Annotated in this window: 20 protein-coding genes; 6 read left to right on the top strand and 14 right to left on the bottom strand. The window is 53.5% G+C overall.

What is annotated here, in order from left to right:
- Nucleotides 1-27: 27 nt before the first annotated feature.
- The 8 genes from QUE75_RS02430 to QUE75_RS02395 all read right to left on the bottom strand — a co-directional run bounded on the left by QUE75_RS02430 (nt 28) and on the right by QUE75_RS02395 (nt 5,693).
- Nucleotides 28-462 (bottom strand): DUF2262 domain-containing protein, encoded by a 435-nt coding sequence (locus QUE75_RS02430; RefSeq protein ID WP_286253407.1) that lies wholly within the window; start codon nt 460-462, stop codon nt 28-30.
- Between the two features lie 106 nt (nt 463-568).
- Complete coding sequence (locus QUE75_RS02425) at nt 569-910, bottom strand: SMI1/KNR4 family protein (protein ID WP_286253406.1); 342 nt, start codon at nt 908-910, stop codon at nt 569-571.
- A 92-nt stretch (nt 911-1,002) separates the two neighbouring features.
- Nucleotides 1,003-1,491 carry a hypothetical protein gene (locus QUE75_RS02420; protein ID WP_286253405.1) on the bottom strand — a complete coding sequence of 163 codons (489 nt, stop codon included), beginning with the start codon at nt 1,489-1,491 and terminating at the stop codon, nt 1,003-1,005.
- A 91-nt stretch (nt 1,492-1,582) separates the two neighbouring features.
- A complete protein-coding gene (locus QUE75_RS02415) occupies nt 1,583-2,125 on the bottom strand; it encodes a DinB family protein (RefSeq protein ID WP_286253404.1) in 543 nt (180 codons plus the stop codon).
- A 96-nt stretch (nt 2,126-2,221) separates the two neighbouring features.
- Entirely contained in the window at nt 2,222-2,755 is a 534-nt protein-coding gene (locus QUE75_RS02410; RefSeq protein ID WP_286253403.1) for a GNAT family N-acetyltransferase, read from the bottom strand.
- A gap of 98 nt (nt 2,756-2,853) precedes the next feature.
- Nucleotides 2,854-3,435 carry a GNAT family N-acetyltransferase gene (locus QUE75_RS02405; protein WP_286253402.1) on the bottom strand — a complete coding sequence of 194 codons (582 nt, stop codon included), beginning with the start codon at nt 3,433-3,435 and terminating at the stop codon, nt 2,854-2,856.
- Nucleotides 3,413-3,910 carry a DUF3291 domain-containing protein gene (locus QUE75_RS02400; RefSeq protein WP_286253401.1) on the bottom strand — a complete coding sequence of 166 codons (498 nt, stop codon included), beginning with the start codon at nt 3,908-3,910 and terminating at the stop codon, nt 3,413-3,415. Before QUE75_RS02400 ends, QUE75_RS02405 begins: the two co-directional genes overlap by 23 nt.
- Before the next feature lie 211 nt (nt 3,911-4,121).
- Nucleotides 4,122-5,693 (bottom strand): transposase, encoded by a 1,572-nt coding sequence (locus QUE75_RS02395; protein ID WP_286250329.1) that lies wholly within the window; start codon nt 5,691-5,693, stop codon nt 4,122-4,124.
- 520 nt (nt 5,694-6,213) lie between these two features.
- On the opposite strand from QUE75_RS02395, the gene QUE75_RS02390 reads away from it, so the two are divergent.
- From QUE75_RS02390 to QUE75_RS02365, 6 genes are all read left to right on the top strand, one after another.
- Entirely contained in the window at nt 6,214-7,242 is a 1,029-nt protein-coding gene (locus QUE75_RS02390; RefSeq protein WP_054645368.1) for an IS630 family transposase, read from the top strand.
- A 442-nt stretch (nt 7,243-7,684) separates the two neighbouring features.
- Nucleotides 7,685-8,530, top strand: a complete 846-nt coding sequence (gene phnC / locus QUE75_RS02385) for a phosphonate ABC transporter ATP-binding protein (RefSeq protein ID WP_011784779.1) — start codon at nt 7,685-7,687, stop codon at nt 8,528-8,530.
- On the top strand, nt 8,527-9,390 hold the full coding sequence (gene phnD / locus QUE75_RS02380) for a phosphate/phosphite/phosphonate ABC transporter substrate-binding protein (RefSeq protein ID WP_011784780.1): 864 nt from the start codon (nt 8,527-8,529) through the stop codon (nt 9,388-9,390). Before phnC ends, phnD begins: the two co-directional genes overlap by 4 nt.
- 10 nt (nt 9,391-9,400) lie before the next feature.
- Nucleotides 9,401-10,231 (top strand): phosphonate ABC transporter, permease protein PhnE, encoded by an 831-nt coding sequence (phnE, locus tag QUE75_RS02375; RefSeq protein WP_011783501.1) that lies wholly within the window; start codon nt 9,401-9,403, stop codon nt 10,229-10,231.
- Between the two features lie 9 nt (nt 10,232-10,240).
- Nucleotides 10,241-11,251, top strand: a complete 1,011-nt coding sequence (locus QUE75_RS02370) for a phosphonate dehydrogenase (RefSeq protein WP_026949874.1) — start codon at nt 10,241-10,243, stop codon at nt 11,249-11,251.
- Nucleotides 11,245-12,105 carry a LysR family transcriptional regulator gene (locus tag QUE75_RS02365; protein ID WP_011783503.1) on the top strand — a complete coding sequence of 287 codons (861 nt, stop codon included), beginning with the start codon at nt 11,245-11,247 and terminating at the stop codon, nt 12,103-12,105. The genes QUE75_RS02370 and QUE75_RS02365 overlap by 7 nt, the downstream gene beginning before the upstream one ends.
- Here QUE75_RS02365 and QUE75_RS02360 read toward each other — a convergent pair.
- The 6 genes from QUE75_RS02360 to QUE75_RS02335 all read right to left on the bottom strand — a co-directional run bounded on the left by QUE75_RS02360 (nt 12,020) and on the right by QUE75_RS02335 (nt 18,057).
- Nucleotides 12,020-12,343: a reverse transcriptase domain-containing protein gene (locus QUE75_RS02360; RefSeq protein WP_081697591.1), complete on the bottom strand. Its 324-nt coding sequence runs from the start codon at nt 12,341-12,343 to the stop codon at nt 12,020-12,022. The genes QUE75_RS02365 and QUE75_RS02360 overlap by 86 nt on opposite strands.
- Before the next feature lie 345 nt (nt 12,344-12,688).
- Complete coding sequence (locus QUE75_RS02355; protein WP_011784790.1) at nt 12,689-13,441, bottom strand: VIT1/CCC1 transporter family protein; 753 nt, start codon at nt 13,439-13,441, stop codon at nt 12,689-12,691.
- A 75-nt stretch (nt 13,442-13,516) separates the two neighbouring features.
- Nucleotides 13,517-15,733, bottom strand: coding sequence for a PepSY domain-containing protein (locus QUE75_RS02350; RefSeq protein ID WP_022989539.1), 2,217 nt, complete (start codon nt 15,731-15,733; stop codon nt 13,517-13,519).
- A 22-nt stretch (nt 15,734-15,755) separates the two neighbouring features.
- The gene (locus QUE75_RS02345) at nt 15,756-16,229 is read right to left on the bottom strand and encodes a DUF2271 domain-containing protein (RefSeq protein ID WP_011784788.1); all 474 of its coding nucleotides are present in this window, start codon (nt 16,227-16,229) and stop codon (nt 15,756-15,758) included.
- A gap of 54 nt (nt 16,230-16,283) precedes the next feature.
- Nucleotides 16,284-16,664, bottom strand: a complete 381-nt coding sequence (locus tag QUE75_RS02340; protein ID WP_011784787.1) for a PepSY domain-containing protein — start codon at nt 16,662-16,664, stop codon at nt 16,284-16,286.
- A gap of 76 nt (nt 16,665-16,740) precedes the next feature.
- The gene (locus QUE75_RS02335; protein WP_286253399.1) at nt 16,741-18,057 is read right to left on the bottom strand and encodes a ferredoxin reductase family protein; all 1,317 of its coding nucleotides are present in this window, start codon (nt 18,055-18,057) and stop codon (nt 16,741-16,743) included.

The raw sequence follows: 18,057 nt of genomic DNA, 5'->3' as shown, positions 1-18,057 counted from the left end.
AATGCACTGGAACAGTTTGTTAAGCGCCTACCCATACATTTGCACATAGGTAAAGTTCTCTCCATCAAATGATTGCGAGATTAGGGAATGACCGCCAAACATACCGCCATCGGAATACATGAAATCAACACCGTCTACCCCAAGAAACCATATGTGCACGAGCTTAATCCGCTGTAGGAACTGATCCTCTGTAAGAACGGGCTCATCCTGCTGCCGCCAATCATCATTGTATGAAGAGAAGCAATCTTGAAGTATTTTCTCCTTTGCTTTCCTTTCATATAATTCCAGCTTCGATAGGACTTCTTTTGCCCGCCATAAAATAACATCCCACTCTTCATCGTCTGGATCTACGGCAACAGAGACTTCTTCACCCTGGAAATCAAACTTTCCTTCAAGGCCTCCATCAGGCTTCCCGTCCCGCCTGACACACTGAGTCAATCTATCTAACACATCTGCGTACATAGCTTGCCTTTACGCTTAACGCGAAGGTAACCGGCACCGGAGCGCCAGCGGAGGGAACCATAGCCCGCCAGGGCTATGGTGTCCGGTTGACCGTATGGTTATGTGGTTACCCGTCTTCATACTGAAAGCCTGTAGCCACCCAACCGCTGAAGCTTGAGCAAACCAGCTCTTTGAATTTAGGATCCATGCTCCCATGCCCTACCGCGACCACCGCCGGGTCATCTTCGTCAAAGCTGATCAGGAAGGCCTGCCCTCCACCATCATCTCCGATACTTATGTAGCCGGGCGCATACTTTCTCGTTTCGTAGCACTCATTCCGCTCTATCAGTAGTGCAAGGGGGTAAAGATGAATGTCCCCATTGATTCCTGTTGGTTGGCCTAGAACAAAGTCTCTGTAGACTTTCGGAAGCTTCTGCCCGAAATATGCTTCTATTTCAGCGATAGCCATGATGCTTCCCTCACACATAACGCTGCCAGCACGCGCAGCTTTGTAGTGGAGGCGAAGCCGCAACGGAAAAGCTGTCGCTGTGACTGGCCTTGTTATGCATTGTCCGCACTCAGGACTCCTTTTCGATGCTCAAGCCAACCAGCTTTCTCTTGCTGACCGATGTATTGATTAATTATTTTCCTCGAATCTTCTGGCGACATGGAAAGCATCTTGATAAAGGTAGAAATATTACTTTCGTATTTTGTGCCAACTGAATTAGCCAGCCCGCACAATAGCTCTCCTGCCCATTCAGAATTTCTCTGTATCATTGGCGGGAGCTCAGAAATCAGCGCCTCAATGTATTCAGCGCCAGGAAACCTCCCGAGCGCCGCCTGGGTTGTTTGATATGCTCCATAATCATCTTCTGCTTGCATTGACTGTATTAGTGCCCTGACTACTTCAATGCCTTCGTTGCCTGACAACGAATCTAAAAGTTCGATATACCTATTAAATCGATCCTCTCGCTCAGGCCAAGGCACCGACTCGTCTGAGTCTTGTACGATATTACCAGTGGCGATTAATTCTTTGATTAGTTCTTCCATGTTCTCTCATGCATAACGCTGAGCTTAGCGGCGCCACGACAGTGGCGTCCGGTGGACGGCCCTCGGGCCGGGAACGCACTACAGCGACTGGTTATACGTGAGTTTCCTCCGGAATCAGAGCCAATAGGTCAGTAACCCCAACGTCCGCACCTGCCTGTGATAATAGAGCGGAAACTTGCCCTCGATGATGAGCCTGATGGTTAAAAAAATGAAGGACAAGACTCGAATATCGCTTATTGGCCGGAATCCCTTTGGTGTTGTGGTAGCTGAGAACGAAATCCAGATCGCTTTGGGTTAACCCGGCTACCCAGCTAATAATCTGCCGGTCAAGCCAAGTCCGATGTTCGAATAAGCTACCAATATCGTCAAACACTATCTGGCTTAGGCTTGTCGGATTTGGAAGGTTGGCGACCTCCTGCAACGAGCCCACGCAGGATGGATGGTTGGCAAACCGCTTCAGCCAGATCGTGTCACCAACGACGATGTGATTCAGAGTTCCAAGAATAGAGCCGAAAAAAGCCCCGCGATCCTGAGTTAAGTCTGTTGCAGAGAGCGAACTTGCAGACTCGTAAATTTTGGCATTCATCCATTGGTTGTATATGGACAGCAATTCAAAGTGATCTTTCAGGCTCACCTGAGTTCCCTCTCATGTATAACGCTTTTGTTTAGCGGCGACTACGGAGCGCAGCGTAGTAGGCGTCCGGTGTAGGGCCGCCAGGCCCGGAACGCACTACAACAATTTGTTATGCAGTGCCCAGTCGTCGCACGACATTCGATACACCCGCACAGGTCGGGCATGGAACTCTCGAATCGTATAGTCTCCGAACCCGACCTTCTCCGTAACCCTGACAGAAGCTGTATGCTCCGGCTCGATAATAACAATTACCGACTCGCAGTGTTTATGGTCGAAAGCATACTGGAGAACGCCTTTTACAGCTTCTGTCGCATACCCCTGATGCCAGAACCTGCGCGCCAGACGATAACCCAGGTTGATCTCCTCAACATTGCCAACCAACTCCGGCCCGACGCCACAGAAGCCGATAAAATTCCCTGATTTTTTCTCACACAATGCCCATGGCCCTATCCCATGGGAGGCGTAACACTGAAGGCACCAATCAACGAATTTTCGGGTGGCTTCTTCGTCACAAACTCCACGGACGGAGAACTTCATAACTTCTGGATCACTGAGCATTCCAGTGAGCACCGGAACGTCTTGATGGGACAGCTTCCTTGCAATCAACCTCTCTGTTTCAAACAATGGCACTCATCTCTCCCTGTGCATAACGCTTAGGTAACCGGCGCCGGAGCGCCAGCGGAGGGAACCAAAAGCGGCACGCTTTTGGTGTCCGGTTGACCGCCTTGTTACATGGTGATTCGATAGTATCCGCCATACTCTCCATCCTTAGAACCACTATGCGTGGCCTGCCAACCCAATTTTTGGGCCACTCTCTTGCTGGCCACATTATCGTCCGCGATGAAGACCTGAACGGTATCGAGGTCGAACTCTGTGGATAGCCTTTCAACCGCCAACTCGCAAGCCTTGGCAGCTATCCCGTTTCCCCAAAACTCCGACCTGATGAAATAGCCGAAGTCGAAAACGCCATCTATCTGCTTAATACCGCAGAACCCGATAAATTCATCTTTATCAGCCTCTGCAATAGCAAAGCGAGTTGGGTTAGTGAGAGCACTCTCGAACCAAGAATTCGCCTCATCTTCTGTCAGGGCGCGACCCGGCCCAAGAAATCGCATGACCTCAGGATCTCGAAGCATCGACATAACAGCCGTCTTATCTTTCTGTTGAAGATCCCTCAGCTTCACTGGAATCACAAGGCTGACCTCACCATGTAACGCCGAAAATAAGCGGCGGCCCGACAGGGCCGTCCGGTGGAGGCCGAAGGCCGGAACGAACTTAATTGATTTGTTAAGTGGCTGGACATTCACCACCCAAAGTATCGGTCGACACGGTGCCCAATTCACTTGGAGCCGGGAAGGCTTTTTTGAACGTGAAAGCCTCGGCGGTCGGTCCATGCTCTCTCAGGGTGTTCAGCTTTTGCGCCGCTTCTTCGACTGAGGGAATGTGACCGGCAGGCACCCACCAAAGAACCATGTATGCCTCACCCATTTTGTGGAACCACTCTTTCTTGCGACGCATGATCTCGACGTGGGCAGACCGATAAACATAATCATGCAAAGCCTCGACCGAATCCCAGAGAGAAAGATTCACGATCTTATCGGAGCCAAAATAATCAATGCCGGTGGCATCACCTTCGTCGGTTTGCAAGCGCCAGACGAAACCAGGCGAGTCCTCAGCCAACGCGTTTATCCTGTCCAAATTCGCGACGAAATCTGAAAGCTGAGGCGAATCGATCGGAGCCATTAGTGTGGCAATGTTGAGCTGGGCAATCTGATACTTACTCACAGTTTCCTCCCTGAAAACACTTAACGAGGCTGTAGAAAAACCCGATTCCGAGCCTTCCCCAGCACCTGGTTCCTAAAATTTTCTTAGCGGCCATCAGTTAGCCGATTATCATCGTTCCGATGTTCAGCCATGAGTTTCAGCCCTTTTGACGGTGTCAGTGCCGGTATAGCTGACATCCAGCAGACACATTTGTAACCGCCTGATCCCGACATCACGCTGCTAACCGCCCGTAATTCGCCAACTTCTCAATATTGTGCACCAGGCAGTATAGCTGCCATTGGCCTTGCACCTTCTTCTTGCCTCGCAAGCTGAAGCGATTCAGCCGTTTGTTCGTGCCGATGTTGCCGAACACCGGCTCCACCACCGACATTCGGTGGCTGTATATCTCTTTGCCCTGTTGGCTGTCGACCCGGTGCTTCATCCAGTCCGTGTAGTTCGGCAGACGCTTGTTCTCAATGGTGAACGACACCTGTCGGCCAGACCCATTTCGGTGGTTAGCGGATGCAGGGTTCTGCATGCATTGGTGCTTCTTGGGACAGTGGCGACATTGCAGCAATCGACCTTCGAAGTGAACTCGGACCTTGCCATTCTCGGCTTCCCTTTGACCCCGATAGGTAAGCTCTTCGCCAGTCGGGCAGACGCAGATCAGGTTCACGGGATCGAACTGGAATTCACTGGCCGGAATGATGTCTTTCCAACCCTTGTCCGGCAGGTTTTGATGCCGCTTGCCGTACTTGTCTTTCTGGTTTGTGAACTTCGGGTCCCGGCTGCGGAACTGGTTGTCTGGCACATAGCCGTTGATCTGACGGTCATGCAGGTACTGCATGTTGGCCTCGTTGGCGAAGCCGGTGTCGGCAGTGACAATAGCGCCAGACTGGTAGATGTTGTCAGCGATACCCAGTTTCTTGAAACGGGCTTCGACGGTTTCCAGTACCGGTTGCAGGGTGTGATGTTCCTGGCCTTCGCCAAAGGCCTGGGCGTCGATGATGATTTGGTGTTTCTTATCCACCGTGGCGACCCCATTGTAGCCCTGGATCGTGCCTTTGCTGGTGGTCATCTTGGCGCTTTCGTTATCGGTGACGTTGCTCTTCACTTCCTTGCTCCGTTTCCCCCGGCCCATCCGTGGGCGGCTCGTCTTTAGGAAACGATCAATCTTTTTAGCGGCCTCATCCAACGACAGAATGGTCTTCGCTCGGCGGATGTCGCGGTCCAGTTCGGCCTCGGTGTCTGCCTCGTCCCGCTCGTAATGCGCCCTGAGGTGATGACGGATCAGTCGTCGCAGTTTCTCCCGCTTCTCGCCCAGCTCTTTAAAGGTGCCGGACCATTCCTTGGCCGCGTTGGAGGACATTTTGCAGCCGTCGATGGCAAACAGCTCGTTACCCAACAGACCTTCTTCGTGGCACACCAGCAGAACTTGTTCGAACAGCTCTTCGATCTCATCGGCGTGGCTGCTGACAAACTTGGCCAGGGTCGTGAAATGCGGAACGGTATCGCAGGAGAGAGCTTTGAAGATGATGTTGGTCTCGCAACACCACTGCATTTCGCGACTGGAGGTGATGCCCTTGGAGTAGGCAAACAGGATGATCTTCAGCAGGATGGCCGGATCGTAGGCCAGCCGGCCAGTGTCTTCGTTGCGGTACTTGGGATGAAACACCGCCAGGTTCAGTTTGTGCTCGATCAGGTAGTGCACCGCGTGTTCAAAGGTGCCGGGCTGGAGCTGTTCCTGGTAGTTGATGGCGACCATGGTGTCCTGGTCGTAGTTGTAGTGCTTGAAGCGGGGCATCTGACCACTCCTTGTCCGTTTGCCTGATCCTATCAAAACACAGGGTGATTTCGGGGTTTTTCTACAGCCTCAACGCTTGCAGCATGCGCGCCTACGAAATGAAGCCGAAGGCGCAATGTAGTGGGCGTCGCCGTGCCTGCACTTGTTATGAGAGGCTTTAAGAGCTGACACCATAGTATGAGGAAACTCGCTTTGAACGCTTTAAATAAGAAGCACAGATTATATTATAAATAATACCAAACAGAATCGGTATTGGCTTCTCACTAACGTAACCTTGCATATATGCATAATATATAAATATAGTTGCTATAAAGTTCAACGCCAACTCAATTCGCATTAACGATTTAATTTTTGATGGTATCTCATAAGATTTAACAAGGAGCGACTTCCATATTAAAAACGAAATCACAGCTCCAGGAAAAAACCTCACTAATGATGCAATTACTAATGGGTTCGAAAGTAAGCGAACATCATTTATAATGTAGGCTCCGTTCGCCAAGCTTATCGGATATTTACACACATGCGCCACGATGACGGTCGTAAACTTGATCACAAAACATTAGAAGCCATTCGCGTTCGCGCCGTTCAACGGGTCATGGATGGCGAGAGTCCAGAAGTCGTCATCAAAGCGCTGGGGATGAGCCGAGCACGAATCTATGAATGGCTGGCTGCCTACCGCGAGGGTGGCTTTGACGCGCTCAAGGCCAAGCAGATTTCCGGTCGTCCCAAGAAACTGAGCGGTGCTCAGATCCGGGAGCTGTATATCTGGATAACGACCTTTACGCCGGACCAGTTGAAGTTTGATTTTGCCCTGTGGACTCGGGGCCGAGTTCGTGAGCTCATCCGGCAAAAGTTCAACGTCCGGTTAAGCGATGTCTCGGTCGGTCGTCTGCTTCGAAACCTGGGGCTGACGCCTCAGAAACCCCTGCATCGGGCCTACCAGCAAAAACCAGAGGCCGTGAAACAATGGAAAGAAGAGACCTACCCGGAAATTCGCAAGGAAGCAAAAAAAGTCGGCGCCACCATCTATTTCGGCGATGAAGCCAGCATTCGGTCTGATTATCACAGTGGCACCACCTGGGCACCCAGGGGTGAAACTCCGATCATCCGTAATACGGGCAGTCGCTTCAGCATCAATCTGATCTCGGCCATCTCGCCTCGCGGCGAGCTTCGCTTTAAGACCATTCAGGGCAACATGAACACCGATGCGTTTCTTGGTTTCCTCAAGGCTCTGGTGCAAGACGTTGACAAGCCGGTTTTCCTGATCCTCGATAACCACCCGGTTCATCATGCTCGTCGGGTTCGAGACTATGTTGAGAGTCTCGACGGCAAGCTCAGGTTGTTCTTCCTGCCGCCGTACTCGCCGGAGCTGAATCCTGACGAGTCTGTTTGGGGCTATATCAAATACCATCACGTCGGTAAAAAGATCATTAACAGCAAAGAACAACTTCGGAGCACTGTTTACCGGCAGCTTCGACGTTTGCAAAAATTGCCACGACTATTGAAATCGTTTTTTGGCCATCCGGATTTGGCTTATATCTCTGGGTAATGTTCGCTTACTTTATTTCGAATTAGTAAGTGCAAGGCTGTCCTTGCCCACCCTTAAGGCCACACCTTGAATTGCTGCCCGTTTCCAGATCCACCCCACCATAGTCAGCACCTGGAAGCGCGACCTATTGGAGAGCGCGTCCGACCTCCTCGAAGGCAAGAGTATAGTCGGTAAGCAATTCGATGAACTCAGCACGGACGAACTGTACCGTGAGATTCGCCGACTGACGGTGGAACGCAATTTTTGTTGCTTAAGCTCCTGGGTGGCTCGTTCCACTTTGGCTGAGCTCCATGTATTTCACAGAGCCCTTCGGAAAATCCTTGCGAACCAAAAGCACTTCATCAACCTGTCACGTCAGTGACACGACGGTGTCATCTCTCAGCTTTACCGTTCAATTGTAACTCGCAATACGGCGAGCTTATTTATTGCAAAAGGTGATCCTGTGGCGCCAACTCAATCAACCAATGTGATGCTTCGAGTCGAGAGTATGGGCGTAACCTACCCGGGAAACGTCCTCGCGCTCAAACCCACCAACGTTCACTTTCACAAGGGCGAATTCACCGTGCTACTGGGACTTTCAGGCGCGGGTAAATCCACTCTGCTTCGTTCACTGAATCACCTGGTTAAGCCCACAACCGGGAAGGTTGTGTCTGGCGAGTTTGGTGAACTGACCAACCGTAGAATCCTGCGACAGCACCGCAGCCGCACCGCCATGGTGTTCCAGCATCACCAGCTGATCGAACGATACACCGCGTTACAGAATGTGCTGACAGGCAGACTTGCGTATCACGGTACTTGGCGAAGCCTGCTTCCCCTGCCCCGGCAGGACCTGGAGTTGGCTCTGCAATGCCTCGACCGCGTAGGTCTGGCTGACAAAGCGCTTTCCCGAGTAGATCAGTTGTCCGGCGGCCAGCAGCAGCGGGTTGGAATCGCCAGAGCATTGGTGCAGCAACCATCCATGATTCTTGCCGATGAGCCCGTTGCCAGCCTGGATCCGGCCACTTCTGAAAAGGTACTCGGCCTACTGCGCGATATTTGTCAGGAAGATGGAATCACCGCGGTTATTTCCTTGCACCAATTGGAATACGCCCAGCGTTTTGCAGACCGGATCATCGGCCTTTCGAACGCTCATATCGTTTTTGACGATGCTCCTGAAAACCTGAAATCGAAACACCTGGACGAGATTTACCACCGTTCACCCAGCGTGGTAGCTGCGGAAGGCAAACCAGCCATCCATAAACCTAAGACCACCCCGATAACGACAGACGTACTGGAGATAGCACAATGAAGACAATGATTCACTCTTTGCTGGCTCTGATAATGATGCTCGGCATCCATTGGTCAGCCCATGCCGCAGATACAGACCCTGATCTTTTGAAAGTTGCCTTGCTGCCGGATGAGAACGCGTCAGAACTGATCAAGCGAAACCAACCTTTGAAGGATTACCTCGAAACCACTCTTGGTAAGGAAGTAGAACTGATTGTTACCACCGATTACTCCTCCATGATCGAAGCCATGCGTTTTGGCCGAATTGACCTGGCTTACTTTGGTCCGTTGTCCTATGTGATGGCCAAGAGTAAGAGTGACATTGAACCCTTTGCCGCCATGGTGGTAGACGGGAAGCCGACTTATCGCTCCATCATTATTGCCAATGCGGACTCTGGCGTTGGCTCCTTCGCGGATATCAAAGGCAAGAAAATGGCCTACGGTGACCGCGCATCCACTTCCAGCCACCTGATCCCCAAGACCGTACTCCTTGAGAAGGCAGAGCTCGAAGCCGGAAAGGACTATGAGGCTCATTTCGTCGGTAGCCATGACGCTGTTGCGGTTAACGTCGCCAATGGCAATGCCGACGCCGGAGGGTTGTCCGAAGTTATCTTCGAGCATGTGATGGACCGCGGTTTGATTGATCGGAGCAAGGTCAAAGTGCTGGGCTACAGCGGTGACTTTCCTCAATACCCCTGGGCCATGCGTTCGAACCTGGCCCCTGAGCTGAAGAGCAACATTCAGAAAGCCTTTCTGCAGATCGATGACCCGGAGATTCTCGACAACCTGAAGGCTGAGGGATTCGCGGCAATTACCGACGAAGATTACGATGTCATCCGCGCTATGGGTGGCCTGCTCAATCTTGATTTCGCAAAAATGTGAGGAGTGCCCCATGAACTATACAACGACGGAACCGGCGACTCTGTCGCCGGCCCCGTCGGCCTCCGTGCTGGATGAGCACGCGAAAGGCTGGCGGAAAAAACTCGGACAGTCGCTGTTAGTGCTGCTCATCATTTTTGTCGCAAGTTGGTACGTAGGGCTGCTCAATTTCAATACACTTGCCAATGGCGTGCCAGCCATAGGCACACTCATTGGCGAATCTCTTCCACCTGACTTCACCAATGTGGCCAGCTGGGTGTCGCCGTTAATCGACACGCTTGCGATGAGCATTGCCGGTACTGCCATTGCAGTAACCTTGTCTGTGCCACTGGCATTCCTGGCTGCGCGCAACACCTCTCCACATCCGGTGGTGTTCCAAGTAACTCGAACCCTTTTAAACGGTTTGCGTTCAGTCCCGGAACTGATCATGGGCATCATCTTCGTGGCTGCTGTTGGTTTTGGGGCGTTGCCTGGCGTACTGGCGCTCGGTCTTCACTCCATTGGCATGGTTGGAAAGTTTTTTGCCGAAGCGATTGAGCATGTAGATGAGGCGCCAGTGGAAGCGGCCGATGCTGCCGGCGCTACTCGCTTGCAGGTGCTCTATCACGCCGTGCTGCCACAAGTACTTCCTCAATTCGCGGACGTGTCCATTTATCGCTGGGAATACAATTTCCGTGCCTCGACCGTAATGGGCATGGTGGGTGCCGGTGGTATTGGCTTCGAATTGATGGGCTCGCTGAGAATCATGCAGTATCAGGAAGTCAGCGCCATTCTCATTGTCATCTTGTTGATGGTCACCGTCGTGGACAGTCTCAGTGGCCGCCTTCGTAAGAAATTCAAATAAGGAACGTCGATGAAACCCAAGGTTGTGATAACCCATAAGGTCCATGACAGTGTTCTGGATGAACTTGCCCAAGATTGCGAGCTGGTCACCAACCAATCCGGCGCCACGTTGCCCCAGGAGGAAGTGGCTGCGCGCGTTGCAGACGCTGATGCGATGATGGCGTTCATGCCAGACCGAGTTGGAGTGGAGTTCCTACAGGGGTGTCCGCGCTTGAAGGTGATTGGTGCAGCCCTGAAAGGCTATGACAACTTTGATGTGGATGCCTGCACGCGTCATGGGGTTTGGCTGACATTTGTACCGGATTTGCTAACCGTGCCTACTGCAGAGCTAACGGTCGGGCTGACGATCAGTCTCACCCGACAAGTCAAGGCGGCGGACCACTTCGTTCGATCCGGTGAATTTACTGGCTGGACACCACGCTTCTATGGGCAGGGGATCGAAGGCTCACGGATTGGTATTGTGGGTATGGGGGCCATCGGCCAAGCGGTGGCGCAGCGCCTGAACGGATGGGGAGCGGATTTAATCTATTCCCAGCCGGAACGTTTACCCGTGCAGCATGAGCAGGCACTGGGTTTGTCCCATACTCCCCTCAAGATGCTGCTGGCCCAGTCAGATATTGTGATCCTGGCACTGGCGCTCAATGAGCAAACCCTCCACACCATTAATCGCGAAACGCTAACAGGAATGAAACCGGGCGCATTCCTTATCAATCCCTGCCGTGGATCTGTGGTGGATGAGGGTAGTGTTCTGCAAGCGCTTCAATCCGGTCAGTTGGGGGGGTACGCCGCTGATGTGTTTGAGATGGAAGATTGGGCGAGAGAAGATCGTCCGAGGGAGATCGCCCAGGGGCTCAGGGCCCACCCCAACACGCTGTTTACTGCTCACATCGGATCGGCAGTCAGCCAGGTGCGTCTGGCTATCGAGCAACGCGCTGCTCGGAACATTCTGCAAGTGCTTCGGGGTGAGCGGCCGGGTGATGCGATCAATGATCCCAGTGGCCGCGAGAGCGGCCCATGCTGAATCTTGTCTGGCTGAAGAGTTTCGTGGCGGTGCTGGACCACAACGGGTTTCAGGCCGCAGCCCGCCAGTTGGACATCGCACAACCCACACTGTCCCAGCACCTTCAAAAACTCGAAAACCAACTTGGCGTTTTATTGGTCCACAGGGGGCGCTCTGGCTGTGAGCCAACCCGGGCTGCCTTAACCTTGTTGCCTTTTGCCCGAAGTCTGCTCCGGCTGGAGGAGCAGGCGAGATCTTCCATTATGGAGGCTCGACTTCGCGTTGGGGCGAGCTCCAATATTGGGATTTATATGCTCCAGCCCTACATCCGTCGTTACAAGGAGCTGGGCGTAGGGCCCGAGGTGGATGTGGTAATAGATTCCAATCCGACTATTGCACGGCATTTATCGGACGGTGAGCTGGACGTGGCGATTATGGAGTGGTGGCATGATCTACCCGGATTCCATGCTCAGGCGTGGCGTAACGAGCCCGTTGTTCTAATCGTTCCGCCTGGTCACCCGTTAGCCCGTCGAACCGATATCGACCGCGATACGCTGTCTAACATGGCTCTGATCGGCGGCGAACCCGGCACCGGCACTGGCCGGCTTTTGGCGACCTACTTCGGTGAGCATGGGCCATTTCCGACGGTATCTATGCAGCTGGGTAGCACCGAAGCCGTCAAGCAAGCGGTTAAGGTCGGACTTGGCGCATCGTTGGTGCTTGAAAGTTCTGTACGGGAGGAGGTCCAAAATGGAAGTCTGGTGGCTATTCCCGTGAGTGAGCCTGGCCTTAGCAAGGAGCTGATGGTGATTTATCCGAGCAGCCTGGACAAACACAGGCCAGTATACTCGTTTGTTGGGCATCTCTGTGAATAGCTATTGGGTCCACCTCACGCATATCTAGCTGGGAATGCAGATACTGAGCCTCACGCTCACTTCGACAACGCAGTATTCCGTCATCTGCATATCGGCAGAATGGGATATCCGGATGACGAACGGTCAGCCAACGATCCAATGCATAATGCAGAAACAGGTTTGCCAGAACTGGCGATAACGGGCCACCTTGTGGTGTGCCAACGTTCCGTCGTTCCTGCTTACCATCTTTCGTCTGCATCGGTGCCGTTAGCCAGCGCCTCACATACAGCAGCACCCAGGATTCAGAGCAATGGTGGGGTCAGTTCACGAAACGGAAAAAATTGTACGCTAAGCCTTTGGCATCAATGATATCGACACCATTTTTTCCACAATTCATAAAGTTGCGCAGTAATTAGTCGACGACTGGCCCTTGCTAAATAATTTTCATTTCAGCATGAGTTGTGCTTTAAAAATTCAATTCTGCAACTACACTCATTGGGCGAACAGAGCGAGAAATCCGCCGTTAATTCCAATAGCGGGTACGCGAATGAATATCAGCTCTTAGGGGAATATTATGTTAAATTGTCTATTCACCGCTGAAGAACTAACCCCCCAATAACCCCTGCGCAAAATGCCCAGTAGCAAACGCCAGCCCCGCTGCGGCCGTACCCATGATCAAAGTCCGGAGTCCTGATCGCATTGCTGGTAAGCCATAGACGATACTTTTAAGCATTCCGATACCCAAGAAGACGACGCCTGCCAAACCAAGACTCGTCAGGAACTGAATCTGACTCTCCATACCCGGGATGGCATAAGGCAGTAAAGGTAAAGCACCAACCGACAAAAATGCGGCGAAGGTAGTCAACGCGGCTCGGCGTGGGCTGAGTCCGGCACCCGAGAGTCCGTACTCTTCTCGCAACATGGTTGCTACCCACACATCGGGATTACGACTGATAGCCTCCACTACTTGCTCCAGCAATTCGCCGTCGAATCCCTTCGCCTGAAACAGCTGGCGAATTTCCTCACGTTCACCTTCTGGCACAGCACGGATATGTTCACGTTCTGTGCGTTCAGCAAATTTGATCTGATTCAACTGCGCCTGGCCCGCTTCGTAATTACTTACCGCCATGCTGAAGCCGTCTGCAATCAGGTTTGCAAAGCCGAGTACCAACGCAACCTGTGGCGAGAAACCTGCGCCGAACGCACCCGATACAACCGCAAACGTTGTAACGCAGCCATCGATGCCGCCAAGCACAGCATCTGGTAGCGTCGAGGCCTTAACGGGACCAGCAAGCCGTGCACGAACGGCATTAGGCTGGTGCTCGCTGAGCAGTCTTTCATTTTCTGTGGATGGCATCTTTCAGCTTCCTGTTCAGGACGCGATTTGGTGCTTTGGGATTATAGGCTCAGTTCGACCTTGTCACTTTATCTGTCAATATACATCTTCAAGATAACGTCCCTGGCCTCTCAGAGTTTCAATATCGATGTGCAAGGGTTTGAGAATGTCTTCTATAACCTGCCGCACAGCCGCCGCCATATCCCGGCCACCACAGACCAGTATCTGCGCACCGGTGTTAACCATCTGTCGCACGGCTAATTCATCCTGTTTGAGCTTATCCTGCACGTAGGCGCGCTCGTCTGTTCTTGAGAAGGCTGTGTTCAGCCCGCTCAGTCGATGATCCTCAAGATAGCGCCCAAGCTCAGGTTGGTAGAGAAAATCTGACCTGGCATCGCGACCGCCCCAGTACAGATACATAGGGTTGCAACTGGTATTGTTTCTGATGAAACCGGTTAACGGACCAATGCCGGCACCTGCACCGATTAGGATAACTGGCTGGCTACCTGTAGCTGGCCGAAAGCCTGGATTGGGGCGGATGAAGCCATCGATACAATCACCCGGCTTGAGGTCATGCAAATAACCGGAGCAAAGACCGCCGGCCTGCTTACGGACGCATATCTCAACAATTTCGTCATTTGCCGAGGACGCGAGCGAGTAGAACCGCGGGGGTTGACCGTGTGGGGGAATAACCCCCAAAAGGTCTCCCGCCTCGAACGGTGGCAGCGCTTTAAATCTTCTTGGAGAAGCCGTTAGCCATCCGCCCTGCTCCGCCGGTTTGAACCGGAAGATACTGGTGGGCGCCTGAACCGCAATCCCGTAATCCGCCCTTTCTACCAGTTCCAGTTTGACCGTTGCTGGCTGCAATGCACAGTAGTTCAAGAAAAGCGGAGTACCGATAACCTCACCAACCCGGTTTCCCCACTCACTGAATTGCGAGGCAGAACACCGATCAATCAGTTCAATGGCGTGCAAACGGCTGACGCCTTTACCGGCGAGCGCAGTATCCACCGACAAGGCAAACTGACAGAAGTTCGGAAACTGCCGGTCACCAAAACCCAGTACCGTGTATCGCAGGTTCTTCTCAGCCCGGAATTCTTTGAGCCTGGCCATAAACTGCCGGGCCGATGCGGGTGCATCACCATCGCCGTATGTCGAAGTCAGCACGAACAGCCTGGAAGCCTGCGGATACTGCTTAGCCAGGGCATTCATCTCGCTGCAATGCACGCGGAAACCGGCCTTATTCAGGCTGCTATGGAGTTCCCGGGCAAATCCCCAGGTGGCATTACCTTCGGAGCCGACCAGAATAATTGTATCCGCCTGAGCGGCATCGGCGTTGTCAGGAAGCTGCCCTGAAGACCGGCGACGCTGCCACCAGATGGTTGCACCTGTTATCGAGAGAGCTGGCACAGTCAGTGCCGCAGCGCCAAGAATCAGGCCAAGCCACCATAGGCCTTCACCGGTGTGCAAACGTACAATCCAGTCCTGCAATACGCCGCTGTCAGAGCGCGGCTGGAACTGCAGCAACTCGCCCGTAGCCTGGTCCACGAATCCGGAGCCGCCGGCGGTTGACAGCGAATAGACGTCCTGCGGATCACCGGGATAGGGAAACACCAGTTCCCGGAGTTCGCCAAGATCGAAATTGCCTAGCGCTTTTAAGGTGCCCACAGGCGATGGTTGCCCGCCCGAGACCTCAGCCGGAAACCCTGGCCCTGTGTCAGGCGCTTCCGGCAGCAAACCAAAGCGCTGTGCCGACATATAGCTACCGGTCAGTGCGGATAACAGTAGGCCGAGCACGGCAAACCGGGCCAGCTCGGCATGGATTCGTTTCCCGCCTGAGCCGGAAAGCGGTCTTAATATATTCTTCCAACCCCCGGTACGCCGGGCTATCAAAAATATTCCCGAAAGACACAGAAGCACCATCAAAACAGCCAATACGCCGGCCAGCGCTCTACCGGCATCATCCAGCATAAACGCACGATGCAGATCCTTGATCCAGCCAAAGAATGCGGAAGGTTCGTAGGGCGTGCCCTCACCTGTTACCGGATTCACCAGATCCGCACCGGCCTGGCCGTCACGGCTGTAATAGACAATGACCTTGCCAGAAGGCTCTCGCACGATCTGCTCAGTCCCGGGATAGTGAGCAACGACCCGGTCTGCCAGCTCGGCAATACTGACTTCACCGGAAGCCGGAATGACCGCTGACACTCTATCCAGCGTCGGAGCCAAAGCCAACACAGCTCCCGTGACCGAGAGAACGATCAGGAACACGCCTGCAAGCAAACCCGGTAAACTGTGGAACTTGCGCAACATAATAGCCGATGCTCCTGGTGAATTATTGAAGCTCGTAGGTCAGAGCGCGCACGTAACCACGTCCTGAAACCGGCTTTCCGGACCCTTCGGTGGTCAGGGGGGCTATCACATCGGCTCTGATATCGCGCATATCTTCAACAGCAGAGTCGACTCGAACCTCATAGCCGTTGTCGATCAGCGAATCATCGAGGTTCAGAGTCACTTTCAGCGTGCGGCCACTGGTAACACTGGCGCCAGTCAAGCCGTCATACTCTGCAGGATCAAGCCCACTGCCCCGGGCCCAGCCTCCCAGGTGTTTGTAGTATTTAGATTTCTTCCCGGAAACCCAAAGGGTACCCTGATACTCTCCGGCGGCATCGGTAAGATACAGCGCCAGATAGGCTCCATCGCCGCCGTAATTCTGTAGTTCCGTAGTGAAGGTCACGTCACGGGCCTGGGCGAATACCGGTAAAGCCAAGGCGGCGAAAAGGCTGCAAGTGAGAACAAACGTTTTCATAAATGGTCTCCAAAAACCTGATGAACGTTAAAGGAACAGGGCAAATTCGCTCAGTTACTCAACGGTAACCGTGGGACGCCCCTTGACGATGCCGTTGCGTGGCGCCTGACTTTTGGGATTGTCCTGTCCATTTTTCCTGTTGCCGCGGTCCCTCTCCTCATCGTCACTGTCTTCACGCTCCCATTTCATCATGGTCAATGAAGCGGGCGCGAAAGAGGCTTCTGCCCTGACCCCATCGGCATCGAGGCCCCGGACTTCATAACAACCGTCGTCAACCTTTATTCGGTGAACTGTCCAGCCTTCGGCTTCCAGCTTTTCACGCAGATTTTCACGGGGCTGCCAACTCGCCACCGGATCATCGCAGTCGTCATCGGCCACTGCGGTACCGCTCAGAAGTAACAAAGACAGGCTCAGAATAATGGGTTTGGTCTTCATGGTGTCTCTCCTGCTGGTTGTGTTAAATCCACTCTAAGGCGCTAACCTGACAACGACCTGAACAAACGAGGCCATTTCAGCGGAACTGAAAAGCTTCTTTATGGAAGCGAGTCAGGCGGAAGGGTGCTGCCCGCAAGCCGTTTCTAATGGCTTCCCCCAGCCCTGCCGGGCCGCAGAACCAGACCTCTGCGCCTGCTGCCGAGCGTCCGTTGGTAGACAACGTCTCGGCAGACAACCTCTGCCCCTTGCTGCTGTCATGAATCTCGAGGTGTATCCCGGAAAAGCCATCGCAAAGCGCCCGAAGTCGATCCACCATGGGATCCTGGCCGGCGTTGCGCGTGCAGTAATGCAGATCGGCTTCAGGCACGGTGGCGTCGGTGGCGCTGCTTAGAGCTTCGAGCCAGGCCAGAAACGGCGTGATCCCGATGCCACCGGCTATCCAGATCTGGTGGGATTTGCGGTTGCGGCGATCGAAGTTAAAACAGCCGTAAGGGCCTTCTATATTTACGGTTTGCCCCACGCTGATTTTTTGGCTCAGATTGCGGGTGAAGTCGCCGAGCGATTTAATGATGAACGTAACCGTGCCATTTTCCCTATCGGCACTGGCAATCGTGAACGGGTGCGCGCCCTCTAGTCGGTCGAAGGTCACAAAGGCGAATTGCCCCGCACGGTGACCGGGCCATGCCGGCCCCATGTGGCAGGTAACTTCGGTGACGTCCCGGTCTGGTGTTTTGATCGCGGTGACCATGCCGCGAACCTGGCGACGACGACCAACTCTGCCGGTCAGGGATAGCCCGCTGGCGATGCTGCCGCCAAAGAGCAAAATGGCCATCAGCACACCGATTGGCTGCTGCCACCATTGCAGCGGAGTAAGCCACGCCGCGTGGAAAGCGAGCAACAGATAAAGCACCGGCATGCCGCGATGCAAATAGCGCCAGTATTTGTAGGGGAACTTGCGCAACAAGGTGATCAGCAGCATGGCGAACAGCAGATAGATGGCGAACTCCCCTACCTCTTCCGCCGCATCGCGCATGGTGTCGATGAACCCGGAATAATCCTGATCGTGCAGCTTGCCGGCTTTTCCGAACACCGACTCTATTACATCGTCACCCATTTCAATCAGCCAATGGGCGGCGGCGAATACCACTGCCAGAATGCCCGCCCATTTGTGGGTGCGATAGATCTGATCCAACCCGCCCAGCGGTCTCTCCAACCAGGCTGGGCGCAGTGCCAACATCATGGCTAGTGACATCAGAGCAATGGATAACAGCCCACTGAGCAGCAGGCTCTGGTCATAGACTGCCCAGGGAGAACCGGCCCCAGGACCTGCAAAGAGGTTCCAGGCCCATAGGCCCAAAACCAACACAACGAAAGGAAAAATCATCCGCATCAT

Origin of the sequence: Marinobacter shengliensis (assembly GCF_030297115.1) — a bacterium.
In the GTDB taxonomy this organism is placed as follows: domain Bacteria; phylum Pseudomonadota; class Gammaproteobacteria; order Pseudomonadales; family Oleiphilaceae; genus Marinobacter; species Marinobacter shengliensis.
Note: the sequence above shows the minus strand (reverse complement) of the source record. Positions and strands in the feature narration are given on the sequence as shown.

Bases quoted from the DNA above. Each gene is read 5' to 3' on its own strand.
- QUE75_RS02430 (WP_286253407.1), bottom strand. From the start codon at position 462: ATGTACGCAGATGTGTTAGATAGATTGACTCAGTGTGTCAGGCGGGAC.
- QUE75_RS02425 (WP_286253406.1), bottom strand. From the start codon at position 910: ATGGCTATCGCTGAAATAGAAGCATATTTCGGGCAGAAGCTTCCGAAA.
- QUE75_RS02420 (WP_286253405.1), bottom strand. From the start codon at position 1,491: ATGGAAGAACTAATCAAAGAATTAATCGCCACTGGTAATATCGTACAA.
- QUE75_RS02395 (WP_286250329.1), bottom strand. From the start codon at position 5,693: ATGCCCCGCTTCAAGCACTACAACTACGACCAGGACACCATGGTCGCC.
- QUE75_RS02390 (WP_054645368.1), top strand. From the start codon at position 6,214: ATGCGCCACGATGACGGTCGTAAACTTGATCACAAAACATTAGAAGCC.
- phnD (WP_011784780.1), top strand. From the start codon at position 8,527: ATGAAGACAATGATTCACTCTTTGCTGGCTCTGATAATGATGCTCGGC.
- phnE (WP_011783501.1), top strand. From the start codon at position 9,401: ATGAACTATACAACGACGGAACCGGCGACTCTGTCGCCGGCCCCGTCG.
- QUE75_RS02370 (WP_026949874.1), top strand. From the start codon at position 10,241: ATGAAACCCAAGGTTGTGATAACCCATAAGGTCCATGACAGTGTTCTG.
- QUE75_RS02365 (WP_011783503.1), top strand. From the start codon at position 11,245: ATGCTGAATCTTGTCTGGCTGAAGAGTTTCGTGGCGGTGCTGGACCAC.
- QUE75_RS02360 (WP_081697591.1), bottom strand. From the start codon at position 12,343: ATGCAGACGAAAGATGGTAAGCAGGAACGACGGAACGTTGGCACACCA.
- QUE75_RS02355 (WP_011784790.1), bottom strand. From the start codon at position 13,441: ATGCCATCCACAGAAAATGAAAGACTGCTCAGCGAGCACCAGCCTAAT.
- QUE75_RS02350 (WP_022989539.1), bottom strand. From the start codon at position 15,733: ATGTTGCGCAAGTTCCACAGTTTACCGGGTTTGCTTGCAGGCGTGTTC.
- QUE75_RS02345 (WP_011784788.1), bottom strand. From the start codon at position 16,229: ATGAAAACGTTTGTTCTCACTTGCAGCCTTTTCGCCGCCTTGGCTTTA.
- QUE75_RS02340 (WP_011784787.1), bottom strand. From the start codon at position 16,664: ATGAAGACCAAACCCATTATTCTGAGCCTGTCTTTGTTACTTCTGAGC.
- QUE75_RS02335 (WP_286253399.1), bottom strand. From the start codon at position 18,057: ATGATGCGGATGATTTTTCCTTTCGTTGTGTTGGTTTTGGGCCTATGG.